Here is a 19,388-nt window from a genome sequence, read left to right on the forward strand (position 1 = left end):
ATGAGTGATAACAATGAGTTAGCACATCCGTTTGATGTGACCAACACGGATACAGGGAGGACTTATCAACTGAGTCCAAACTCTTCGAAATCGGTCCAACCCATTGCTTTACTGCGCTTAAGTGTTTTTACCCCGGTGGGAACTAAAGAGAAGCGATTCAGAAATTTTGAGGTTGATGCTTCTGATGAGTTGTCGAGCATGGAACTGGCCCGGTCAGAAGGATACGATGACATCCGGATCACTGGCCTTAAGCTTTCGATGTCCACGGACTTCAAGTGTTGGCTTGGGTGCATTATGGCGTTCAGTAAATATGGATTCGCCTCCGAGAAAATAACATTGTCGTTCAATGAGTTTGCAAAAATGTGTGGTATCAGTTCTACAAATATCAACAAGCGAACCCGTTCACGATTTCAGGAAGCGCTGGCAAACCTCGCGTCCGTTGTTATTTCTTTCCGTGATTCTAAAACTGAACGCTTCACTGTCACACACCTTGTGCAGAAAGCTATGATTGACCCTAAGAAGGACACAGTAGAGCTCGTGGGTGATCCCTCGATGTGGGAGCTTTACCGGTATGATCATAAAACCCTATTAAGCTTACAGGTACTGTCGGTTCTCGCCAAAAAAGAAGCTGCACAGAGCCTGTACATCTATTTTGAGGCAATGCCTGCCGGAACGTTATTCGTTAACATGAAGCGTTTGCGTGAGCGGCTTCTTTTGACGACTCCAGTACGTACTCAAAACCAGATCATCAGAAAGGCTATGCTGGAGTTAAAATCAATAGGATACCTTGAATATCAAGAGGTTAAGAAAGGTAGAGATATTCAGTTCCAGATTTTTAAGAGAAGTCCAAAGCTTGCTCTGGCAAAACAAAGCTGATCCTCTGGTTCAGTTCGCAGAAAAGTAACTTTGGATGTAATGAGGCGTACGGGCATTCATCCAAATGCTTTTTTGGACGCCTCTGCTGATATGAATACCCTTCCCTGCTTCCCTGCTTCCCTGCTTCCTTTCTTACTTTTGCTTAAGCACCCTGGGAATTTTGAGCATTCGATCGAATGCTTTATTTAACTAATTTTCACTGAGTTAGATAACGAATACTAAGCAATTGATTTCGAATGATTTAATCAGAAGTCATTCATCCAGATGCCTTTAGATAAAACTACCCATCAACGTTTGTGCATAGTGGCTATACGTGAAAAATCCCTGTCCTTCTCATGTCACACTGAGATTTGCACAGAAAATTAAAGCCTGTAATTGTCTGGGACATGATTAGAACAGAGGCGTTTTGATAAATATCCAGTTCAAAACAGAGGTCCCATAAGTAAACATAACCTCATGAAAATAAAAGCAAATCGTTTAAAAATCCCATAGTGGTGGTGAAAAGCATTTGCTTCAATGGGGGGAGAAAAGTGACCTTTGTGAAAAGCACTTGCTTCAATGGCGACAGAAAAGTGCCTTTTGTATAAAAGCATTTGCTTGAATGAGTTTGTGTAAGGTGCCTACGTTGGAAACCCCTGGCATGAATGAGGCGGGAAGATGCCTTTAGCTGAAAAGCATTTGCATGAATGGGACAGTAAAAAGGTGCCTTTAGCTGAAAGCATTTGCATGAATGGGGCCGCAAACGGTGGCATTGGTCGAAAAGCATTTGCATGAATGGTGCAGCAAACGGGGCATTGGTCGAAAAGCATTTGCATGAATGGGATAGTAAAAGGTGCTTTTGGTTGACAGGCATTTGCATGAATGGCGCCGTAACGGTGTCTTTGACCGGAAAGCATTTGGATGAATCGACCTGAAAAGGTGCCTTTGGACTGAAAGTACCTCTCTTAATGGGATTCGATAGCTGAATTTCACCAAAAAGCATTTACATGAATGGAATAGTAAAAGTTGCCCTTGGTCGAAAAGCAACTGCATGAATGAGCCCGGAAAAGGTTCCTTTGGTCGAAAAGCATTTGCATGAATGGGTTTCGGATATGTGTCTTTGCTACAAAGGCATTTGCATGAATGAGGCTGGAAAAGGCGCATTGTTTGAAAAGCATTTGCATGAATGGGGCGACACACAGGATGTGGCTGAAAAGCACTTGTATCAATGGGAAAAGTGACTTTTTTAGAATGACATCCTTACACAGAGCTTTCTCAAATATCGGACTGGATGGTTATCACAAAAATGGTGAAGAGATAGACGATGAACTTCTTCCCTATAAAGAAAAAATAACCTGCCTCACCTTCTTCAATCCGATATACACACGGTATTCACATGTGACATTCATAGGCTAAAAAAACACCAGGCGCAATTAAGGGAAAAAAAGGGTGGTTAACAGAAAAATGAAAGAAAAATAAAAAGTATTATGCAAATGCGTTTACGTGAACTCAAATCAACACGGAGTAATTATGGAACTGACATTGAATACTAACGTTGAAAGAGAACAAACTAACGCTTTTGCATTTCTGAAGTCTAAACATGCAAAAGTGCCTTTGTTTATTCTCCTGTTTTTAGCAAGTTGCGGTTTAGCGTACGCGGGTTCCGACGACGGAGCCTTCGGCGATATCTGGGCCTACATGAGCGAAGCATTAACTGGTGCGCCGGGTAAAATCATCGCTTGCGGCATGTTGTTCTCCGTAGCTTATTTCGGCGTTGTAAAACCTAACCTTGGTTTGGCGCTGGTTTCAGCATTAATGATGCTGATTATGGCAAACGGTGAAAAAATTATCAGCACGTTCCTGGATGCTGGTATCCCGCTGTGATTTGTTAGAACAATAACGATGAGGGGGATATTCCCCCTCTCTGGAGTTTTTATGACAAGTCAGTACGAGGTACCTCCACATACCTATCGTTTCCCTTACAGAATTAATATGCCTTTGTTGATTCTATTCTGGGATGCAAAGCAATTGGGTATAACATTCGTGACTATCGCGAGTGGTAATATTTTTGATTTCTTTATAACTTCTGTAGTTGTTGCGGTTGTGTTTTGGTTTGCATATAAAAAAGCAGCTGAAGAAGGAGTTAGAGGAAAACTCAAACACAAACTGTGGTGGTTCGGCTTGTTTCCAGGGAAATCAGTGTTTAGTAGTCGTTGCTTTACCGATCCATTTATCAGAAACCTCTATTCTTGATGGAGCTAAGAATGAAACTTCTCAGCAAGCTTAAAATTCCATTCATTAAAAGTGCCAGTAATGGCGATTTTGATAAAAAGGACGAGACTTCGCAAAATGGAGGCGAAGACTCAAAAGGACGCTTTCGGGATTCTAAAGCTCGCTTTAGTAAAGAGATTGAAGCTTCTGAAATTGGAATTACTTATAGTGCATTGATTAAACGTGACGAAAAACTCTTACGTGTGAATTCAATTGCTATATTAGTCATCGCAGTTTTAGTGGTAAAAAATCAATTTCTTACCGATCCTGTGACTATTGTGCTTCCGCCTAATATGACGGAAGAAGTTAAAGTTGTGGGAAATAAAGCCTCAGAGTCATATAAAACTCAATGGGCCTTATTCTTCAGTACTTTAATTGGGAACATAAACCCAACAAACATAGGCTTTGTAACAACAACCATATTGGATGCGCTTTCTCCGGATTTACAGGCGAAAACCCGTGAGTCATTACAGCAGCAGACCAATATTATGCAAGCTCGTGGTGTTGAACAGTCATTTAAACCGATCGATATGTATTATGACACCAAAAATGACATGGTCTATGTCTGGGGAACGAAATCAACGCGTTTGATTAATGTTCCGGACAAAACAGAATCATCAAAATGGACGTTTGAATGGGTGCTGGGTATGAAAAACGGACGACCACGCATAGCCTATGTAAATCAGTATTCTGGTACACCAAATATTAAGAAAATTACAATCAACGGCAAAGAACAACTGGCAACACTCGATAATCCCCCGCCGTCTACAGGTAACTAATTATGACTTCTAAAAAGGGCTTTCGCTGTCACGCGATTACAGCAATGATCTTGCTGGCAACTTCGAATGTAGTCTTTGCTGAAGACTATCAGTTACCGGCGACAGTAAATAACCCGGTTGTTATGCCTGTCGGGGCAGATGAATTTCAGAATGGTGTGAAAAATGCGATTATTAAAGAATCTGGCACCGGCCCCGCGCCTGAGACGTCACAAGCAACAAAACCGACCACTGAACTACCAAGTCTTTCACCTGCAAGTAGTGCCTCCCCAGCTGTCAATGAGATAACTGGCGCATTGTCAAAAAACCCTACGCTTGTCGGTTATCAGCAACAGGTTAAATCCGGAAATTTTGATAGTTACGGAAGACCGGCAGGGAAAGAGCCTCAACAAAATGCACAAAGCACCGGGGCCCCTTCAAAAGCAGATGAGTTATATGTAGAAGCTCGTAATCGCTACAAAGAAGTGCAGCGAGTAAACGTCCCACCAGGTGGGAATATTGTACTGCCAGTTTCACGGGGTCTGCAAAACAGAATTTCAACTTCATTTAAAAACGCATCTGTAAGTACTTCAACGCCAGGTGATGAAGCCAGTATTTTCGTTAACGGCGGCGATGTCTTTATTTCAACAAACACGGATAAGCCAATTGGAATAATGCTTTCAGAAGATTCAGTGCCTGAATCGACTTATAACCTGACACTGGTTCCACTGGATGTTCCTGGTGCAATGATTTCGGTCACAACGTCTTTGAGCCCGACAATGCAGGCGAAACGTGAGACATCTTTGGATAAACATAATTATGATGAGATGCTGGCACGATCCCAGTCAGAAGAGTTGGCACCATCTGACCCTCGTCAGGATGACCATAAACAGCGGATCATTGATTTACTGACTCCGGTTGCGCTAGGTGAGGTTCCTTCTGGTTTTAGTTTACAAGAAGACCGCTTGTCACGTATACCGAGCTCAGAGCAGTCCCCGTGTAATTTCAATATGTATTCAAAGTTAGGGCAAAGACTTGTGGGATCTAGGGAATTGATAGATGTCATTCTTGTTAAAAATGACAAGCCTTACGGACAAGTTGTCGCTGATCAGCAATGTATAACTGAAGGAGTAATTGCAAGTGCTTTGTTCGATAAAGCATTTCTTCAGCCTGGAGAGGAAACCGAGCTTTACATTGTGCGGGATAAATTATTTAAAGAGCGCCAGACTCGTGTAACCGCACGACCAAGCCTGATTAAAAGATAAAATGAGAAAAGCTACTTTTCTTACAGGGGTCTCATTTGGACTAGTCGTTTTTTTGGGTACCAGTTATTACTACCAAACTGAGTACATTCCAAAAGGAACAGTGAATATAGTTCCCGATGACCACCGACCGGGTGAGACAGTTGACGATGCGTTTGAAGAACATACGATAATTATAAGCGACCCTACCCTTGCGCAAAAATTCGTTGGAAGCTCAACCGAGTTTGAAAGTCGGCGCGGAGTTAAGGAAATTAAAGAAGTTGGTTCGCTTAATAATGGTAAGGATTTTGCCCCTGTTGAATCCGATAATTCAGGATTGAATTTTAAAGATAAATGGCCCAGGGCGGGTGAACCTTATATCGTGCCTCAGATGACAGAAAACGAACGAAATTTGAAAGTTAAGCGCTTCCAGCAACCAAAGAGTGGAGTTAATAATGGACATTAAAAATGCCTGGGAAAATAAAACTGTCAGAATCTCAGTAATTGGTGCTGCGTTGATTGTATTGATTATCGTTATTAGTCAATCAATTTTTTCCACTCCGGTTAAAAAAGAGAAGAAAACCCAGAAAAAAGATATGCAAACTGGGTTCCTGATTGATGATTCACAAATGACTAAGCTGAGTAACGAGGAAAGCCAGAAGACTTATAACGAAATGGTCAGGCAGAACCGCATTGATCAGAATGCGGCAAAGGCAGATCGTGATAAAGCTGAAAAGGCCCAGCAAGAAAGCAAAGTACAGATTGCCAACCTTGCTTCACAAGTCCAGCAGCTCTCGACGCAGTTGACTGACATGCAGACCTCACGAAACGGTAATCGTAATCTCGACGCAGGTGGGTCACGCAAAAACGTCAATGAGCAGGCCCCAGCAACGCCATACCAGCTTAATCCAAATGCTGCGGTGAATGGGGCTAGTTCCGGATACGCTCCGATCACACCGACCCGAAATAGCCCAATGCGGACTATCACGCAGAGTTCAATTAAGACAAATGGTTCTGATGGTGTCATTCAGGTTATGCCGATATCCGAAAGCCGGATAAGAGAGGGGCGTGAGGTCGTTGCTGGCGGTGACAAAGCCCCGACACGAACTATTCGCGGCGACGGGACCGCTCCTGTAGACAGTAAAGCTCGGCATGCGGCACGTAAAGACGAAATGTTTCTCCCAGCGACGTCAATTATCACAGGGGTGCTAATTAATGGTCTGGAAGCCCCAACGAGTCTGTCGTCTAAAGCTGAACCCATGCCAGTCACTATGCGTATTAAAAAAGACATCATCATGCCAAACAATTTCACGATGGATTTGCGGGATTGTAATTTGTTGGGTTCAGCTGTGGGTGATCTGGCGTCACAGCGAGCATACATTCGGGCAACATCAATATCTTGTGTGAACTCGAAAGGAAAAGCTTTCGACGTCAAACTGGAAGCATACGCAGTTAGTGAAAATGACGGGAAAAATGGTATTCGTGGAAATCTGATAAGTAGAAATGGAAATGCGATCGCAGGTTCCGCTTTTGCAGGAGGCCTGTCAGCACTGGCTGGTAGTCTGAGCCCATCTAAGGTGTCTTCGTTAAATATCGATCCTAACTCAACGGCTGAATACCAATCGCCGAACATCGGGGCATTAGGAGCGTTGGCCGGAGCCGGAGCAGCTCAGGGCGGTCTAAACCGTCTTGTGGACTACTACACATCAATTGCTGAGCAGCAGTGGCCAATAGTCGAAGTTAGCCCAGGGCGCCCAATTACGTTTATCGTTCAATCAGGCGCAACAATACCTACAAACCTGACGAGTCGCTGAGGTTAATTATGGAAAATAACATTGAACCAGGAACAAAAAGTGATTCTGCTGAAAACGTGAAGCTTGAGGCGGCTAAACCTGTTGGGGGTATACGTACAACCAAAAAAGTAACTTTGGAAATAGATATCGAGAAAACCCTCAAGTATTTGATGCTAGCTGGCCTAGCTGTGCTTTTCGTGATCTATGGATACAAGGGGGCGAGTTTTGTTTATGAAAGCGTCAAAGCAATGTCGAATCCGTCCTACCAAATTGCAGTACTTGATATGCAAACTTTAAGGAAAGAATTTAATAAGCAGAATCCTGAGCCGGATTTGGTACAGTCTAAAAACAACTTTGAAAATTACTTTAAAGCATTAATGAAAGTTTACCGTTCTCGTGGCTATTTGGTTATTGATGCATTATTAGCAGTAACAATTCCAGATAATGTTCAAATAGTCTCTTATATCGACCTTGGTGGAAGTTTTGGTGAGGTACAATCTCTACAAGGCGAAACAAAAGAAAGTGAGATACGATAATTGAAAAAGTTACTTTTATCTCTGCTGGTCTCTATGATCACAGTGTGTCCACCCCTTACAAATGCTGCTGAAAATGTATTAAACAACACTGATGCAGCTGCATTAATGGAAAAAGCAAAAGAAGGTGGAGTGTCCACGAAACCTTTAGAGGGCGTACTGGCGAAAATGCAAAGCTATAAGGCTAAAGATGTTATTTACATCCCGACTGGAGGTCTTTATCTGTTCCAGGATGAACGTTCGCAGTTGATGGCTGTGACCACTGATGGACGTTATACAATAACGGGTGGTAGCGTCATGGACATTCTTCAGAGAAAGTCAGTCTTATCCGTAGAAGATGTACGAAAATCCTACTTTATTAATTTAGACGACGCCCCCTTTCCTCTTGATACTGTGGCATTGATCCCTTTAGGAAACCCAAAACTAAAAAGACAAGCCGCTATTTTTATCACGCTTGATTGTGATGGTTGCCAAGATTTAATAAAAAAATTCTATGACGAAAGAGAAAAATACCGGGTTGACATCATTTTAATCCCCTCCCCCGGTGAGCCAAAGCAAGAATTACGTCAACTATGGTGCAGTAAAGAAAAAGGCAAAGTGAATGACCTTGATATCTTGCGTTGGCTTATGGGAAATAAGACCGATATAGAACAAAGGCTCCTGACAAAAAAAGAGGCAGAAACATGTCCGGCTGAGCCATTGGTAGGATCTCTGATGCTGGCAGGTATTTATAAATTACAGGGCGTACCTTCAGTTGTGAGACAAGACGGACTTGCCGGTAATGGCATACCGGAAGATTTTGATTCATGGTTAAAACAAAGTGTCGAACCCTTACTCAAAAACCCATTTGCTACTAATTAAGGTAATGAAATGAACATTAAAAAAGTTATTTTCAGCGCTCTGGTTGTTGGTTCATCTTCATACCTAGCGGGTTGTACTATCGGCAGCTCAGAATCAGAATGTCCGGGAATTGAAAAAGGGGTCGTTTGTAAAGGCCCTCGTGAAGTTATGGAACTAACGAATAACCGTGATGATCTTTCCGGCCTTGCGGAGGAAGAAGCTAATTCGGGAAAGGAGAAATCGGCTGTCAATGACAGCCAGTACCCTGCCCAAATTTCGCCGCCTGGCGCTGTGCAATACCCTAAGTCTGCCGTCTTGGTAAATAAGCCTGTGACATACAAGACGACGCAAATTAAACCTGCTGGCCAAGTCCCTGTTATGTACGATGAGACATTAAAAATGGGCGCGCCAACATCAACAATCGGGCCACGGCCGATAAGCGGCGTTCCAGTTAATTCTAATGTAAGGATGACAACGAGCTACAGCTCAACAGGTGCATCCGGTAACCCTTTTATCCATCCGACTGCTGATGTCATGAAGCAAACAACACAGGTTGTATCTCCGGCACCTGTACCGCGCTACGTTGCGCCAAATTCCGATATCAGTGCTAGTAAAGACCTTTACTCCGTTAATAATGGACAGCCTGTAAACCCTACGCTCAGCTCTGGCCAGATCCAGCAATACCGTACACAAGGGTATAAACAGGCTGTGGTAGCTCCAGAACCGCTTGCTGTACTTCAGCAAGGCCGCGTCATGAGAATCACCTTTGCACCATACACGGACGATAATGACGCTTTAAACCTGCCTGGCTTTGTCTATGTGAATGTCAAACCCCAAACTTGGATTGCGGGTAAAAATTCGACATCAAATCCGGCGCGAATAGTTCCTTTGCAAGTTCAGGATGCCGCTCGTGAAAATATGCAACAGCAACAGCGAGCAACGAAAGCAGTTTCGTCTAACGGTATTATCAGACAACTCTGAGGTCGCGAATGAAATCTGCTAACATCTATAATAAAGAATTAAGTCGCCACCAGTTTGGTGGGTTTATTCCTGTATACGACCAGATTCCTGGCACGAATTATTTTCTAATAGACGGTAATCGGCTTGGGTTTATGTTTATTTGTAACCCCTCACCTGGTGTTTTTGATAATCAGCAGGATGTGTTAGCTGAATTATTTAAAATGGATTTTCCTACTGACACTATCTGTCAGACCTCATTAACAGCACTGCCGGACCTGACCTTGCATTTAAGTGCCTGGTCGGCAGTTCGTGGTGGTCGAATGGAAGGACATGATAAGCTTAAGGGGGACTTACTCACGGCCTACCAGCTGGATTATTATGATAGAAGTCTAAATGAACCCTTAAAACCGGATCATGATAAATTAATGCTTCGTGACTTTCAGATCTGGATGTCAATTTCTATTCCGTTGAAATCTGCGCTTCCTACTGAAATTGAAATTAATCGCATCGATGCACTGTACTCTGACCTAATCAGTAAGTTGAACACACTGGGCCTTTTTCCACATAAAGTTAGCGCCGAAAACTGGCTTTATTGCATGGATAAATTAATGCATCCGGGAAAAACATCACGTTGGGCTGAAGGTCATGTTGAAGTCAACACTATGAGGCGTCTTAACGAACAGCTAAATGTTCCGGGGCGAAAATATACAGTAACTGAAAATAATTTTTCATCTACAACGCAGAGTACTGATGTTTCTGAACATCGTTATTTCAAACAATTATCTGTGGTCAAGTTCCCAGAACATGTAAATTTTGGAAGCATGTATGAACTTGTAGTGAATTGGATGAATGGGCGTAAAACTATATTTAGCCCATTTATGATAACTCAAACAGTCCATTTCGCCGATCCCTTAAAATTAGCTAGAGATAACGTCAGATATAAGGCAATTACTAACAAACAAGCTAGTATCCCAACCGTCTTAACGTTTTGTCCAAGACTGAAGGACATGGATAATGATTACATGGCGGTAACACGTGAACTGGAAGATGGGGCCCGTCTTTTACACAGTTATCTGACATTTACCGTCATGGGGAATTCAGCATTAGATGTCCAGTCTGCCGCAGACCAGTTAAAATCATTTTATCTGGAAAGTCGCGTTAAAGTGGCTGATGATTCATACATCATCTTTCCATCTTTTGTCTCTTGCCTTCCAATGTGTAATGACCCCAAGACGATACTAGATCTGGACCGTTTTGAGGTAGTCAGTAATACTGGTGCAGCGCATATGACCCCTCTATTCGGCCCATGGAAAGGTAATACTGACAGACCTGTACTTAACCTCGTCTCACGAGAGGGCCAGCTGTTGGGGCTTGATATCTTCAAGACTTCTGCCAGCTATAATATGGTTGTTGGGGCGACTTCTGGTGCAGGCAAATCGTTCTGGGTTGCATACATCATTAATAACTATCTTGGTGCAGGGCCGCGTTCTAATAATCTGATCCATTATCGTGATACTTTTGAAGGTTTCAAAAACAATGCTTATGATGCATTTGACCCTGATGGAGCCCAGATTTTTGTAGTTGACGTTGGTCGCTCGTATCAGGGTATTTCGGAGCAATATACAAATAGTCAGTTTATAGATTTTGGTAAAAAGCCTGATTTTACTCTGAATCCGTTCGCATTTTTGACCGATGTCACTGTTGCAGACCGAGTTTTTGATGAAGCGCCTGTTTTCAATGACGACTCAAATAATAACGATGAAGAAAAGGATAAAGTTGCACAGACCATTATGGTCCTGAATCAGTTAAAAATAATGGCATCTGAAAAAGGAAATATTGACGACTTTCAACAATCGGTCATGCTTCAACTGATTGGTGATGAATATAACGAATCACGTAAAGTCGGAAGTACAGGCTCTATTACAGGATTTGCACGCCGCTGTTCTGCCCATGAAGATAAGCGTATTAAAGATATCGGTGAGCAATTAGGGCAATGGTGTGAAGGAGGCATTTACGGAAATCGATTTACCGAAAAGCTCCCGCCAATAAACTTCGGTAGTCGGTTTATAGTTCTTGAGCTTGAAGAGTTGAAGGGTACCCCTCACCTCCAGACAGTCGTGCTCATGTCGATCATTCAAGCTGCTCAGCATGCAATGTTTATCAAAAAGGACGGTCGCCGCCGGTTGTTCATCCTTGATGAGGCATGGGAGTATATTCGCCCGGATAATGCTTCAGGCTCCAGTAATCAGTCAAATCAGTTTTTCTCATCTTTCCTTGAAGCTGCCTGGCGCCGATTCAGGAAAACGAACTGTGCTGGTATTTGTATTACCCAGTCCTTTGAAGATTACTTCACCTCCTCGGTAGGTCGAGCCCTGACGGCCAACTCGCCGTGGAAGATCATCATGAAGCAGGAAAAGGAGAGCATAGAAGCCATGAAGGCTAATAACTACTTCTCCACGACTGATGCTGAATATGAGCGTATGAAAAACATACGAACGATAAAGCGTGCATTTTCTGAGATGCTCGTCCGATTCGAGAATTTCCAGGAGATATGTCGCCTCTATGTAGACAGGAAAATGGAGCTTTGTTTTACGACTGACAGTACCGACCGTGGAAAGCTATGGGAAATACAAAGCCGTCTTGATTGCTCTTACGGCGAAGCAATTGAGATACTGTATGAACAGGAAGTTGCTAGCAATGCAGCTGCATAACGTTTAAGTAGTACTGGATACCTCATCTTTACTGGATGAGGTATCCGTACTTTACTCAAATTACAGGTTTTTAACTGTGTTACACTGCCCTCCCCCGCAACAATTGTTCAGGTTCAGAATTTCTGGATCGAATTAACTCCCCTAAATATCCCTAAATTTTATTTGTAGATACTGTTGATTGGCTTCTCTGGGGCTTCTACTTAAGTTGATTGGTGATGTAGCTTTTATACGGCTGATGTTTAATCATGCTCGGCCTGTGCTGAGCTAAATTTCCTGCCTTGGATACGGATGTTGTGGTTGCAAGTGATAACCAAATTTGTCGCGCTACTGTATATTAGATATAAACACTATCTTTATAGTTAGCTAAGCAACCCATAATTTCTTATGTATCGATTTAAAGTTTGGTAAGGCATTGAAAAACAAATAATAACTCATGTCTTGTTGGTTTGTTTAACAAGTTAGAGATATTATTTGTGAGTTGGTGTCTTTTTGTTTTGTTAGTCAATTTTCGTATTTGTGGTTATCTAAACCAACCATAACTATTAAGTTGCAGTTTTGTTTTGAACTAAAATGAAATGCCTTCTATTTAGGTTGGTATAGTCAACCATTTTCAGCTTCAAGTGATTACTAGAATATGGTTAATCGAGATGTTGTAACTGGTTGCTATCTGTAAAACAAGCGTAGTGCCATTTACCAAAAAACCTGAAATTCGCATCTTGAAATTGGGGAAGTTTATTCCTAATAAAACAATTTACTGACGATCCAACCAATTCGCTCCGCCGGGTATGTGCGCCTTAATCTACAAAATTGGTATATAAACACCTTAAAGTTTATCCCGGGTGTTGAGTAACATTGCTTTGCATAATTTAGCCAAAGGGTTATAGGCTCAGATTCGGCGTGCTTTCTTAGTATTCTGAATGCCATCTTTTGGATCACGAGGTAAGCAGGAAGGATTTAGTTCATTCCTGAATGGCGCCTTAGCCGTCGAAAATTTTGCGGGGGCCTGGCATATTCTACTCTTTTGCCCGGTATTAGAGTCCAGGCTTTAAATTCCAACAAAGTTCTAGCACACCGAAACCTTATTTCGAAAACACTAGAAAAGGTAAAGGAAATTAAATGTTAGTAACATAGAGATAATTAGAACGGCCTACGAGATTTCAGAAGAAGTAATCTGCACAAGTCTCCACAACTTTTGTGAGAACGCCCTCTTATTTTTCTGCGAAGAATTAACATTATTGTCTGGGTTCACGCCGAACCACACGGTACTCTTTCAGTCTGTGCGCTTCAGACCGGACGTCGTCTAACCAGCTTCCCATAAATATGTAGATTTATGTTTGCACCATAAGTCATTACCACTAACGTTAGAGAGGTCCAACCCGCGTTTCATATTTCAACTTTGTACTTTTCAGTTCTTACAACCAAACTTTAATGTTGTTTTGCTTTTATCGTAGGTCATGTATAGATCCCTCCCGGGAACTGATTCATATAACCCCTTAATCGCCAGCTCTAGGCGGGATACTGTCCGGGTGCCGGAACACATTTAACCCCCTTAATCGCCAGCCCAGGGCGGGATGCTGTTCGGGTGCCTGTATATTTAACCCCCTTAATCGCCAGCTCAGGGCGGGATACTGTTCGGGTGCCTGAATATTTAACCCCCTTAATCGCCAGCTCAAGGCGGATACTGTCCAGGTGCCGGAACATTTAACCCCCTTAATCGCCAGCCAAGGGAGGGACGCTGTCCGGGTGTCGGAACATTTAACCCCCTTAATCGCCAGCCCAGGGCGGGATGCTGTTTGAGTGCCGGAACATTTAACCCCGTTAATCGCCAGCCCAAAAAGAGATGCTTTTGAATACCGGGGAATTGACGTTAGTTGCCACATAGCTGACTCCTGTTAAGTCGGTAGTTTGCTATCGCCAATGTTGAAAGTCATTCCTTATAACTCTCTTTTTACACATAACAAAGTAAACCGATGAGGCTGATATCCCATAATCGACGAAAAAGAAACAGAACGTTAGCGTATAGTTAGAATTACGGTTACAATTAAACGCATAAGTCACGAATGTACGCATTATGTGTAAAGTGTACGTATATGCGTTTAATTTCATTATTTAGGTTAAAAGGGATCGGAAGAGAATGAATCTAATTGATAAGATCGCCCTTGTCGGTCAACGAATGAAGAGCGAGCAGATTTCCCTGAAGGAGTCATTATTGGTCTCTTCAAGGGTTTCGGTCTCGGATGATAGTGTTGAAGGTGTAGATCGCCTCATCTATAACCATTGTTTGAATAAAAAAAATCTGTCAGATTTTTTTGGCAAGTCACGCGTCACCTTTAATAAAATCCTTGCCGATCTTGAAGATAGAGGTCTGGTTGGTGCTCCTATCTTTCAGAACAAAAACCATCTCTATACCAGGTGGGACGTCCAAAAAATCATGGATGCTCTGGGCTGTCCTCGGTACAGCGACTATTACCATAGCCGTGCAATCGTAACGCAGAACCATAAGGGCGGCACGGGTAAGAGTACAACTTCAGGGGCTCTTGCTGTAGCCGCAGCGCTTGATATGCATCTAAACGCAAGGACACTTTTGATCGAATGGGACCCACAAGGCTCAATTGGTAGCGGGATGATACAAAGTGTAGCGGAAGATGATGTTTTCCTCACTGCTATTGACGCCATCTTAGGGGTTTATGAAGAGGACTCAGATTACAAAAAATACCTTGATTTAGGGTATTCGGAAGAAGAAATCATTGAGAGTATGCCTTTTTCGACACACCTACCGAATCTTGATGTTATTACAGCATTTCCTACAGATGCGCGATTTAAAGATAAATACTGGCAGTGTTCCAGAGAAGAACGAACAGAGCTATTACTTCGATTCAAAGAAGTTATTCTGCCTGTTTTGAAGAAAAAATACGGCCTGATTATCATCGATACTCCACCAGAGGATTCGCCAATCACTTGGGCAGCTGATGAAGCCGCTGATGGCATTCTTGTTGCCGTATCACCTCGTGAATACGATTATGCTTCCACAACTGATTTCATGTTGACCATCAGCGAGCGTTTCAAACAATCGCCGAGCAAGGGCGAAAATCTGAGGTGGTTCAAAGTGCTGGCTGTTAACGTAGACGATAAGAGTCCATATGAAAAAATTGTTCTGGATAAACTGGTAAGAACAGTACAGGAACTCTTTATGTCTGCAAATATTAAAAATTCCGAAGCGTTTAAAGCCGCAGCATCAAGGGGCAGAACCGTATTGGATATTAAAAAGTCTGAAGAGCTTTGCTCACCTAAGCAGCTTGATGTGGCTGAAGAATCTGTAATGGCGGTCTACCAGCAATTTATAAATGAGATTAAGAGTTTTTCTGTGAAAGAAAGGAGTAACGCATGAGTGATGAGCAGCATATCGGGAATGACAAATCCCGTTATATTAATGCACCTAAGCGTACTGAAGTCAGCCATCGCTCCGGGCTTCTAGGCCTGAAATCACAGCCTCGACTGAGGAAGCTGTTTGCTTTACATAATGGACGTAAGCTGGAAGCTGAACACATCATTGTACCGGCTGAGAAGGTGGAACTGGAAACCGCAGTACACCCTATGAACCCACGAAACCAGGAAGCTCTCACTGTAAATGCAGTTCGAGATATCCTGGAACAAATTAAGGTACGTGGTGTTGATACAGAAGGCGTTGCTGTCAAACGAAATGGGGTGTATCTGCTTATAGAGGGCAGTCGTAGGCGTTTCTGTTGTATTCAATCTGCGAAGGATTTGCCACTATGGGTGTTGCCGGATGAATTATCCCCGGAAGATATTAATTCCATCATTACAGCAGCACAGACATCACGGAGATTTTCTTACCGTGAAGTTGGATTCCAGTATTTACAGAAAATGAAAGACCTTGGATTTGCAACTAATGAAGAGCTTGCTAATTATCTCGGAATCAGCCATGTATCTGTTTCTAAGCGTATCCAGGCGGCGAAGATAGATAATTCTCTTATTGCTCTCTTTCCTGACTATGAAGGTATTCCTAACTCGTATTACAATCGCTTATCCCGACTACAGAAGTACGTCGAAAAGAATTTATTCTCTCTTGAGGAAGTTGTAGATAATGTTCGGGAGGAAATAAGGAGCTTGGATGTAACCGATATTTCCGAAGCACAGAAGACAGTAATAGATAAAATTACTACAGTAGTTGAACAGCTTGACATAAAACCTCCTAGCAAGGGGTGGGAAACTCGTGAATTAGCCGTGTTTGATAATAAAGATAAATATGCAAGGATTAGCAAAAATGCGTCTGGAAGAAAAATTAGGTTTGAATTTAATAGAATGAATAGCGAATTGATCGCAGAAATTGAGGAGTTTATAAAATCGAAGTTGAAAGAAAAAGAATAATTAAATTTTGCATTAATCCGCATCGCAAGGATGCGGATTTATTACTATGTTGACCTTAATTTCATTCCCTCCATTATCAATACTGTAAAGCCTTAATCATTCTAGATGCGTGTAACTGCATGATCTTTAGAACAAATATCCTTATAAATGAGATTGCAGGTCCCCATGACAGGGACCTAAATTAACTATTGAATGGGTTGATGTGCAGGTTCAGAAAGAAAAGGCCTGAGATCTATGTGAACTGCTGCTGCATTACTGTCATTAATTACGTTTAAAGGGGCTTTACCTGGTAAAGACATTGTTGCAACGTCGGGACCTGAAACAGTAAAGTTATTTTCCGCGCTTGGCATTACTGTGAATATTTTTATTGCAACATTCTCATGCCGATACATAGATATCCCGAACGTGGAGCCTGCTTCAGTATTACTGACATCAACTTCAACCGGTGTCCTACCGATCACTTCATTGGTCAGTATATTTTTCACAATGGCACCATCAGGTACTGTGTAGATGCGATAAGGATAAGCAAAAGCCACCTCGCAGCAGCAAATACAGATGACGGCCAATATAGATTTCATGATTGCTCCTGTTCCAAAAATGCAAGACTTAATGATTGCGTAACTAGCGTTGTGTTTGTTTCACCCGAGCCGGGAAATTCATATCTAATACTGAACAACAATGGCAATGTGGGTCCATCACTCGACTTTTGTGAAATTTTGGTAAATGCGTTATTAATAAACATTAATTGGTCAGTGTTGTCGTAGCAAAGGCCGAGTAAACCAACAGTCGGAACAGTAAACAATGAAACTGAACCAGGTGTTAATAACAGTTTCCCACGCGATGAATAGGTGCAACGGCTTCCGGCTAGATTTAGATCCGATAACTCAATAAATTCCTTGGTACCATTCTTGGCGAGCAGCCAGACATCAGTGCCTGAACTCTCAATCAGAAAAGTAACTTTTCCGTCGGTATAGGATTCACTTTTGTTGCTCATCACAGGGTCGAAACCTACTGAGGGGAGGTCTGCAATTTTGCTTCCAACCGACTGACAGCCAGTCAAAAAACAGATAAAAATCACTCCGGCTGCTTTAATCATTACTAGCCCTCATAATCGTTTTCTGTATGGTGCTGATATCGAATTCTTCACCTGGGTAAACCGTCAAATTTTTGGAGAAATAATTAGAACCAACGAGGAAGCTGTTACGTTTACCAACCCAAACAAACTCTGAAAACATAAAAGACCTGAGTTTATCAGTCGCTATAATCTCGTAGGTATGTGAGGACGGTAATGATGCAGTCGCGACATCTGGGATTGTGACGGAAGAGTGAATTTTTTTGGGCACATTGAGACGTAGTGCGACTTCTGGTGAAGGGTCATACTCCTTTGAAAAATCCTGTGATTTTGAAGTTTGGGGGAGGGTGAATTTTTTACCCTGGTCTGGTCCAAAAATCGCAATAACGCTTTTATTCAATTTACTTACGGACACTATCGCCTGTAATGGGGTACTGGATAGGTCATTGACGAAAGAGATTGTCAGGCTGGAACCCGGCTCTAACCATAGAATTTTTTTACCGGCTGCATCTTCATCCAGGGATACAATATTTGATAACAAAACGCCATTTTTGGCTATAACGTCAAATGCAATTTTGGGTATCACAAGGTTCAAAGGCGTAAGTGTTGACTGATTTGCGATCTGGAGATAGTTACGCTTAGTCATGCTTGTTTTAATTACAGGTCTTTGTTGACCATTAACAAGCCACATACCGTCGACATATTTTGCAGAAATAGAAATAAATTCATAGTTAGCCTCAGATTTAGCAACTGACTGCTGAGAAGTAGGCATTGGTGTTTTAGTCGATGCGGTTGCATTGATTGATGGCCACACAAATGCCAGCACTGGTAAAATTATCAGTTTTAATTTCTGCATTATAAAGCAGCCTCTATGTTGTTATCTTTTAAATCCAGGTCAAGTGGTGTTGTGTTTTGTGTGTAAATGCCGTTCTTATTAAGGATCATTTGGTGGCAAATTAGGGTTGGTGTTGAGGCCAGTATCAACTCGACCAGCGTTATTGCCGGAACTGTAGTACGAGGTATACCTGGGGCTAGTAGTGCTGGGTCGCTAATTGCTGACATGAACAGCGAGCCAGTATTGATATGGAGACAGTTGCCGACGAGTACAGGTAAGTTAGTCAAAGGTAACCCATGAGCCTTTCTGATGCTATTGACCGGATTCCGACCCAGTACAACGAGGTTGACATCGCTAATATTCATTGGGCTGACTGCGTGATCCATACCAAAAAGAAACTGACTCTGAAAGATATTCACGTTTGCCTGATTAAACGCGAGGAGAGCGTTATAGGTATTGTCGAAACCCTGTCGTATGTCCGTGTAGTCGGATGGACAAACACCGATAGTAATATTTCCTTTAAAAAGCACCTTCATCACCGTGGCCAGCTGGGTGGAGAGCAGTTTGCTGATCTCCTCTTCAAGATAACTGCGGTTAATTTGTTTATGCCAACGTCCGCCTCTTGCACACCACCGTTCGTTAAGAAATGTGCTTGGGTAATAAGTCCTACGATCATTATTTGTGGGTAAGAGCTTCTTCATCATCTCTTCACCAGCCCCGGCTGCTGAGAACACTCGCACAGAACGTCCATCAAAAATACCAGTGTTTATCGCTGTCATTAACTCCATGGGCTCAGGACCATAATCAAAGAGATTCCCGGTAGGGAAAATGATTAGTTCCTCATCTGGGCTCGATATCGAATGGATAAGATTACAAAGCGTCGAATAATGTCCATGGGGGTCTGCCAGAAAGAAAACCCTTCCGGAATAATTAGTCAGGTCAATTGTCTGGACGTGCTCAGATGCCATAAATGCCTCTTCTAGAAAGTACAGTAATAATACCGGATGAGTGTCGGCAATATTTTCGTTAAGAGGGCTAATTTCTGCGCTTAGGCAAAATAGAAGTTGAATTCATCTGTGGTATCCGCACAGAGAGACTTTTAAGTGCCGTCTTTGGATAGGATTTTTTAGTGT

The 19,388-nt window shown here is 42.4% G+C and carries 18 protein-coding genes; 14 read left to right on the plus strand and 4 right to left on the minus strand.

Features of this window, described 5'->3' with window-relative positions:
* From IB222_RS23320 to IB222_RS23385, 14 genes are all read left to right on the plus strand, one after another.
* Complete coding sequence (locus IB222_RS23320; protein WP_015063098.1) at positions 1–876, plus strand: RepB family plasmid replication initiator protein; 876 nt, start codon at positions 1–3, stop codon at positions 874–876.
* Between the two features lie 1,034 nt (positions 877–1,910).
* Complete coding sequence (locus IB222_RS23325) at positions 1,911–2,096, plus strand: hypothetical protein (RefSeq protein ID WP_032610388.1); 186 nt, start codon at positions 1,911–1,913, stop codon at positions 2,094–2,096.
* A gap of 289 nt (positions 2,097–2,385) precedes the next feature.
* Positions 2,386–2,739 (plus strand): hypothetical protein, encoded by a 354-nt coding sequence (locus IB222_RS23330; protein ID WP_015063100.1) that lies wholly within the window; start codon positions 2,386–2,388, stop codon positions 2,737–2,739.
* A 51-nt stretch (positions 2,740–2,790) separates the two neighbouring features.
* Positions 2,791–3,108, plus strand: a complete 318-nt coding sequence (locus tag IB222_RS23335; RefSeq protein WP_223240840.1) for a type IV conjugative transfer system protein TraL — start codon at positions 2,791–2,793, stop codon at positions 3,106–3,108.
* An 11-nt stretch (positions 3,109–3,119) separates the two neighbouring features.
* Positions 3,120–3,905, plus strand: coding sequence for a TraE/TraK family type IV conjugative transfer system protein (locus tag IB222_RS23340; protein WP_022652152.1), 786 nt, complete (start codon positions 3,120–3,122; stop codon positions 3,903–3,905).
* A 2-nt stretch (positions 3,906–3,907) separates the two neighbouring features.
* On the plus strand, positions 3,908–5,146 hold the full coding sequence (locus IB222_RS23345) for a type-F conjugative transfer system secretin TraK (RefSeq protein ID WP_149384809.1): 1,239 nt from the start codon (positions 3,908–3,910) through the stop codon (positions 5,144–5,146).
* A 1-nt stretch (position 5,147) separates the two neighbouring features.
* Complete coding sequence (gene htdO, locus IB222_RS23350; protein WP_015063104.1) at positions 5,148–5,588, plus strand: plasmid transfer protein HtdO; 441 nt, start codon at positions 5,148–5,150, stop codon at positions 5,586–5,588.
* Positions 5,578–6,936 carry an IncHI-type conjugal transfer protein TrhB gene (trhB, locus tag IB222_RS23355; protein ID WP_022652153.1) on the plus strand — a complete coding sequence of 453 codons (1,359 nt, stop codon included), beginning with the start codon at positions 5,578–5,580 and terminating at the stop codon, positions 6,934–6,936. Before htdO ends, trhB begins: the two co-directional genes overlap by 11 nt.
* Positions 6,937–6,944: 8 nt before the next feature.
* A complete protein-coding gene (locus IB222_RS23360; protein WP_149384810.1) occupies positions 6,945–7,451 on the plus strand; it encodes a transcriptional regulator in 507 nt (168 codons plus the stop codon).
* A 105-nt stretch (positions 7,452–7,556) separates the two neighbouring features.
* Positions 7,557–8,309: a protein-disulfide isomerase HtdT gene (htdT, locus tag IB222_RS23365; RefSeq protein WP_188055386.1), complete on the plus strand. Its 753-nt coding sequence runs from the start codon at positions 7,557–7,559 to the stop codon at positions 8,307–8,309.
* Positions 8,310–8,318: 9 nt separating this feature from the next.
* Complete coding sequence (locus IB222_RS23370) at positions 8,319–9,269, plus strand: TraV family lipoprotein (protein WP_015063108.1); 951 nt, start codon at positions 8,319–8,321, stop codon at positions 9,267–9,269.
* Positions 9,270–9,277: 8 nt separating this feature from the next.
* Positions 9,278–11,959 carry an IncHI-type conjugal transfer ATPase TrhC gene (trhC, locus tag IB222_RS23375; protein WP_149384812.1) on the plus strand — a complete coding sequence of 894 codons (2,682 nt, stop codon included), beginning with the start codon at positions 9,278–9,280 and terminating at the stop codon, positions 11,957–11,959.
* A 2,134-nt stretch (positions 11,960–14,093) separates the two neighbouring features.
* Entirely contained in the window at positions 14,094–15,347 is a 1,254-nt protein-coding gene (locus tag IB222_RS23380; protein WP_015063110.1) for a ParA family protein, read from the plus strand.
* Complete coding sequence (locus tag IB222_RS23385) at positions 15,344–16,348, plus strand: ParB family protein (protein WP_149384813.1); 1,005 nt, start codon at positions 15,344–15,346, stop codon at positions 16,346–16,348. The genes IB222_RS23380 and IB222_RS23385 overlap by 4 nt, the downstream gene beginning before the upstream one ends.
* 185 nt (positions 16,349–16,533) lie before the next feature.
* Here IB222_RS23385 and IB222_RS23390 read toward each other — a convergent pair whose 3' ends face one another.
* Genes IB222_RS23390 through IB222_RS23405 form a run of 4 tightly spaced genes read right to left on the minus strand, consistent with a single transcriptional unit; the run spans position 16,534 to position 19,223 of the window.
* Positions 16,534–16,926 carry a hypothetical protein gene (locus tag IB222_RS23390; protein WP_149384814.1) on the minus strand — a complete coding sequence of 131 codons (393 nt, stop codon included), beginning with the start codon at positions 16,924–16,926 and terminating at the stop codon, positions 16,534–16,536.
* Entirely contained in the window at positions 16,923–17,444 is a 522-nt protein-coding gene (locus tag IB222_RS23395; protein WP_149384815.1) for a hypothetical protein, read from the minus strand. The genes IB222_RS23390 and IB222_RS23395 overlap by 4 nt, the downstream gene beginning before the upstream one ends.
* The gene (locus IB222_RS23400) at positions 17,437–18,276 is read right to left on the minus strand and encodes a hypothetical protein (RefSeq protein ID WP_015063114.1); all 840 of its coding nucleotides are present in this window, start codon (positions 18,274–18,276) and stop codon (positions 17,437–17,439) included. The genes IB222_RS23395 and IB222_RS23400 overlap by 8 nt, the downstream gene beginning before the upstream one ends.
* On the minus strand, positions 18,276–19,223 hold the full coding sequence (locus IB222_RS23405; RefSeq protein ID WP_015063115.1) for a metallophosphoesterase: 948 nt from the start codon (positions 19,221–19,223) through the stop codon (positions 18,276–18,278). Before IB222_RS23405 ends, IB222_RS23400 begins: the two co-directional genes overlap by 1 nt.
* Between the last annotated feature and the right edge of the window lie 165 nt (positions 19,224–19,388).

Source organism: Citrobacter sp. C13 (genome assembly GCF_014596815.2).
GTDB classification, from domain to species: Bacteria; Pseudomonadota; Gammaproteobacteria; order Enterobacterales; family Enterobacteriaceae; genus Citrobacter; species Citrobacter portucalensis.

What these genes read in the sequence shown, in the direction of transcription:
- IB222_RS23320 (WP_015063098.1), top strand. Translation starts at nt 1, where the DNA reads ATGAGTGATAACAATGAGTTAGCACATCCGTTTGATGTGACCAACACG.
- IB222_RS23325 (WP_032610388.1), top strand. Translation starts at nt 1,911, where the DNA reads ATGAGCCCGGAAAAGGTTCCTTTGGTCGAAAAGCATTTGCATGAATGG.
- IB222_RS23330 (WP_015063100.1), top strand. Translation starts at nt 2,386, where the DNA reads ATGGAACTGACATTGAATACTAACGTTGAAAGAGAACAAACTAACGCT.
- IB222_RS23335 (WP_223240840.1), top strand. Translation starts at nt 2,791, where the DNA reads ATGACAAGTCAGTACGAGGTACCTCCACATACCTATCGTTTCCCTTAC.
- IB222_RS23340 (WP_022652152.1), top strand. Translation starts at nt 3,120, where the DNA reads ATGAAACTTCTCAGCAAGCTTAAAATTCCATTCATTAAAAGTGCCAGT.
- IB222_RS23345 (WP_149384809.1), top strand. Translation starts at nt 3,908, where the DNA reads ATGACTTCTAAAAAGGGCTTTCGCTGTCACGCGATTACAGCAATGATC.
- htdO (WP_015063104.1), top strand. Translation starts at nt 5,148, where the DNA reads ATGAGAAAAGCTACTTTTCTTACAGGGGTCTCATTTGGACTAGTCGTT.
- trhB (WP_022652153.1), top strand. Translation starts at nt 5,578, where the DNA reads ATGGACATTAAAAATGCCTGGGAAAATAAAACTGTCAGAATCTCAGTA.
- IB222_RS23360 (WP_149384810.1), top strand. Translation starts at nt 6,945, where the DNA reads ATGGAAAATAACATTGAACCAGGAACAAAAAGTGATTCTGCTGAAAAC.
- htdT (WP_188055386.1), top strand. Translation starts at nt 7,557, where the DNA reads ATGGAAAAAGCAAAAGAAGGTGGAGTGTCCACGAAACCTTTAGAGGGC.
- IB222_RS23370 (WP_015063108.1), top strand. Translation starts at nt 8,319, where the DNA reads ATGAACATTAAAAAAGTTATTTTCAGCGCTCTGGTTGTTGGTTCATCT.
- trhC (WP_149384812.1), top strand. Translation starts at nt 9,278, where the DNA reads ATGAAATCTGCTAACATCTATAATAAAGAATTAAGTCGCCACCAGTTT.
- IB222_RS23380 (WP_015063110.1), top strand. Translation starts at nt 14,094, where the DNA reads ATGAATCTAATTGATAAGATCGCCCTTGTCGGTCAACGAATGAAGAGC.
- IB222_RS23385 (WP_149384813.1), top strand. Translation starts at nt 15,344, where the DNA reads ATGAGTGATGAGCAGCATATCGGGAATGACAAATCCCGTTATATTAAT.
- IB222_RS23390 (WP_149384814.1), bottom strand. Translation starts at nt 16,926, where the DNA reads ATGAAATCTATATTGGCCGTCATCTGTATTTGCTGCTGCGAGGTGGCT.
- IB222_RS23395 (WP_149384815.1), bottom strand. Translation starts at nt 17,444, where the DNA reads ATGATTAAAGCAGCCGGAGTGATTTTTATCTGTTTTTTGACTGGCTGT.
- IB222_RS23400 (WP_015063114.1), bottom strand. Translation starts at nt 18,276, where the DNA reads ATGCAGAAATTAAAACTGATAATTTTACCAGTGCTGGCATTTGTGTGG.
- IB222_RS23405 (WP_015063115.1), bottom strand. Translation starts at nt 19,223, where the DNA reads ATGGCATCTGAGCACGTCCAGACAATTGACCTGACTAATTATTCCGGA.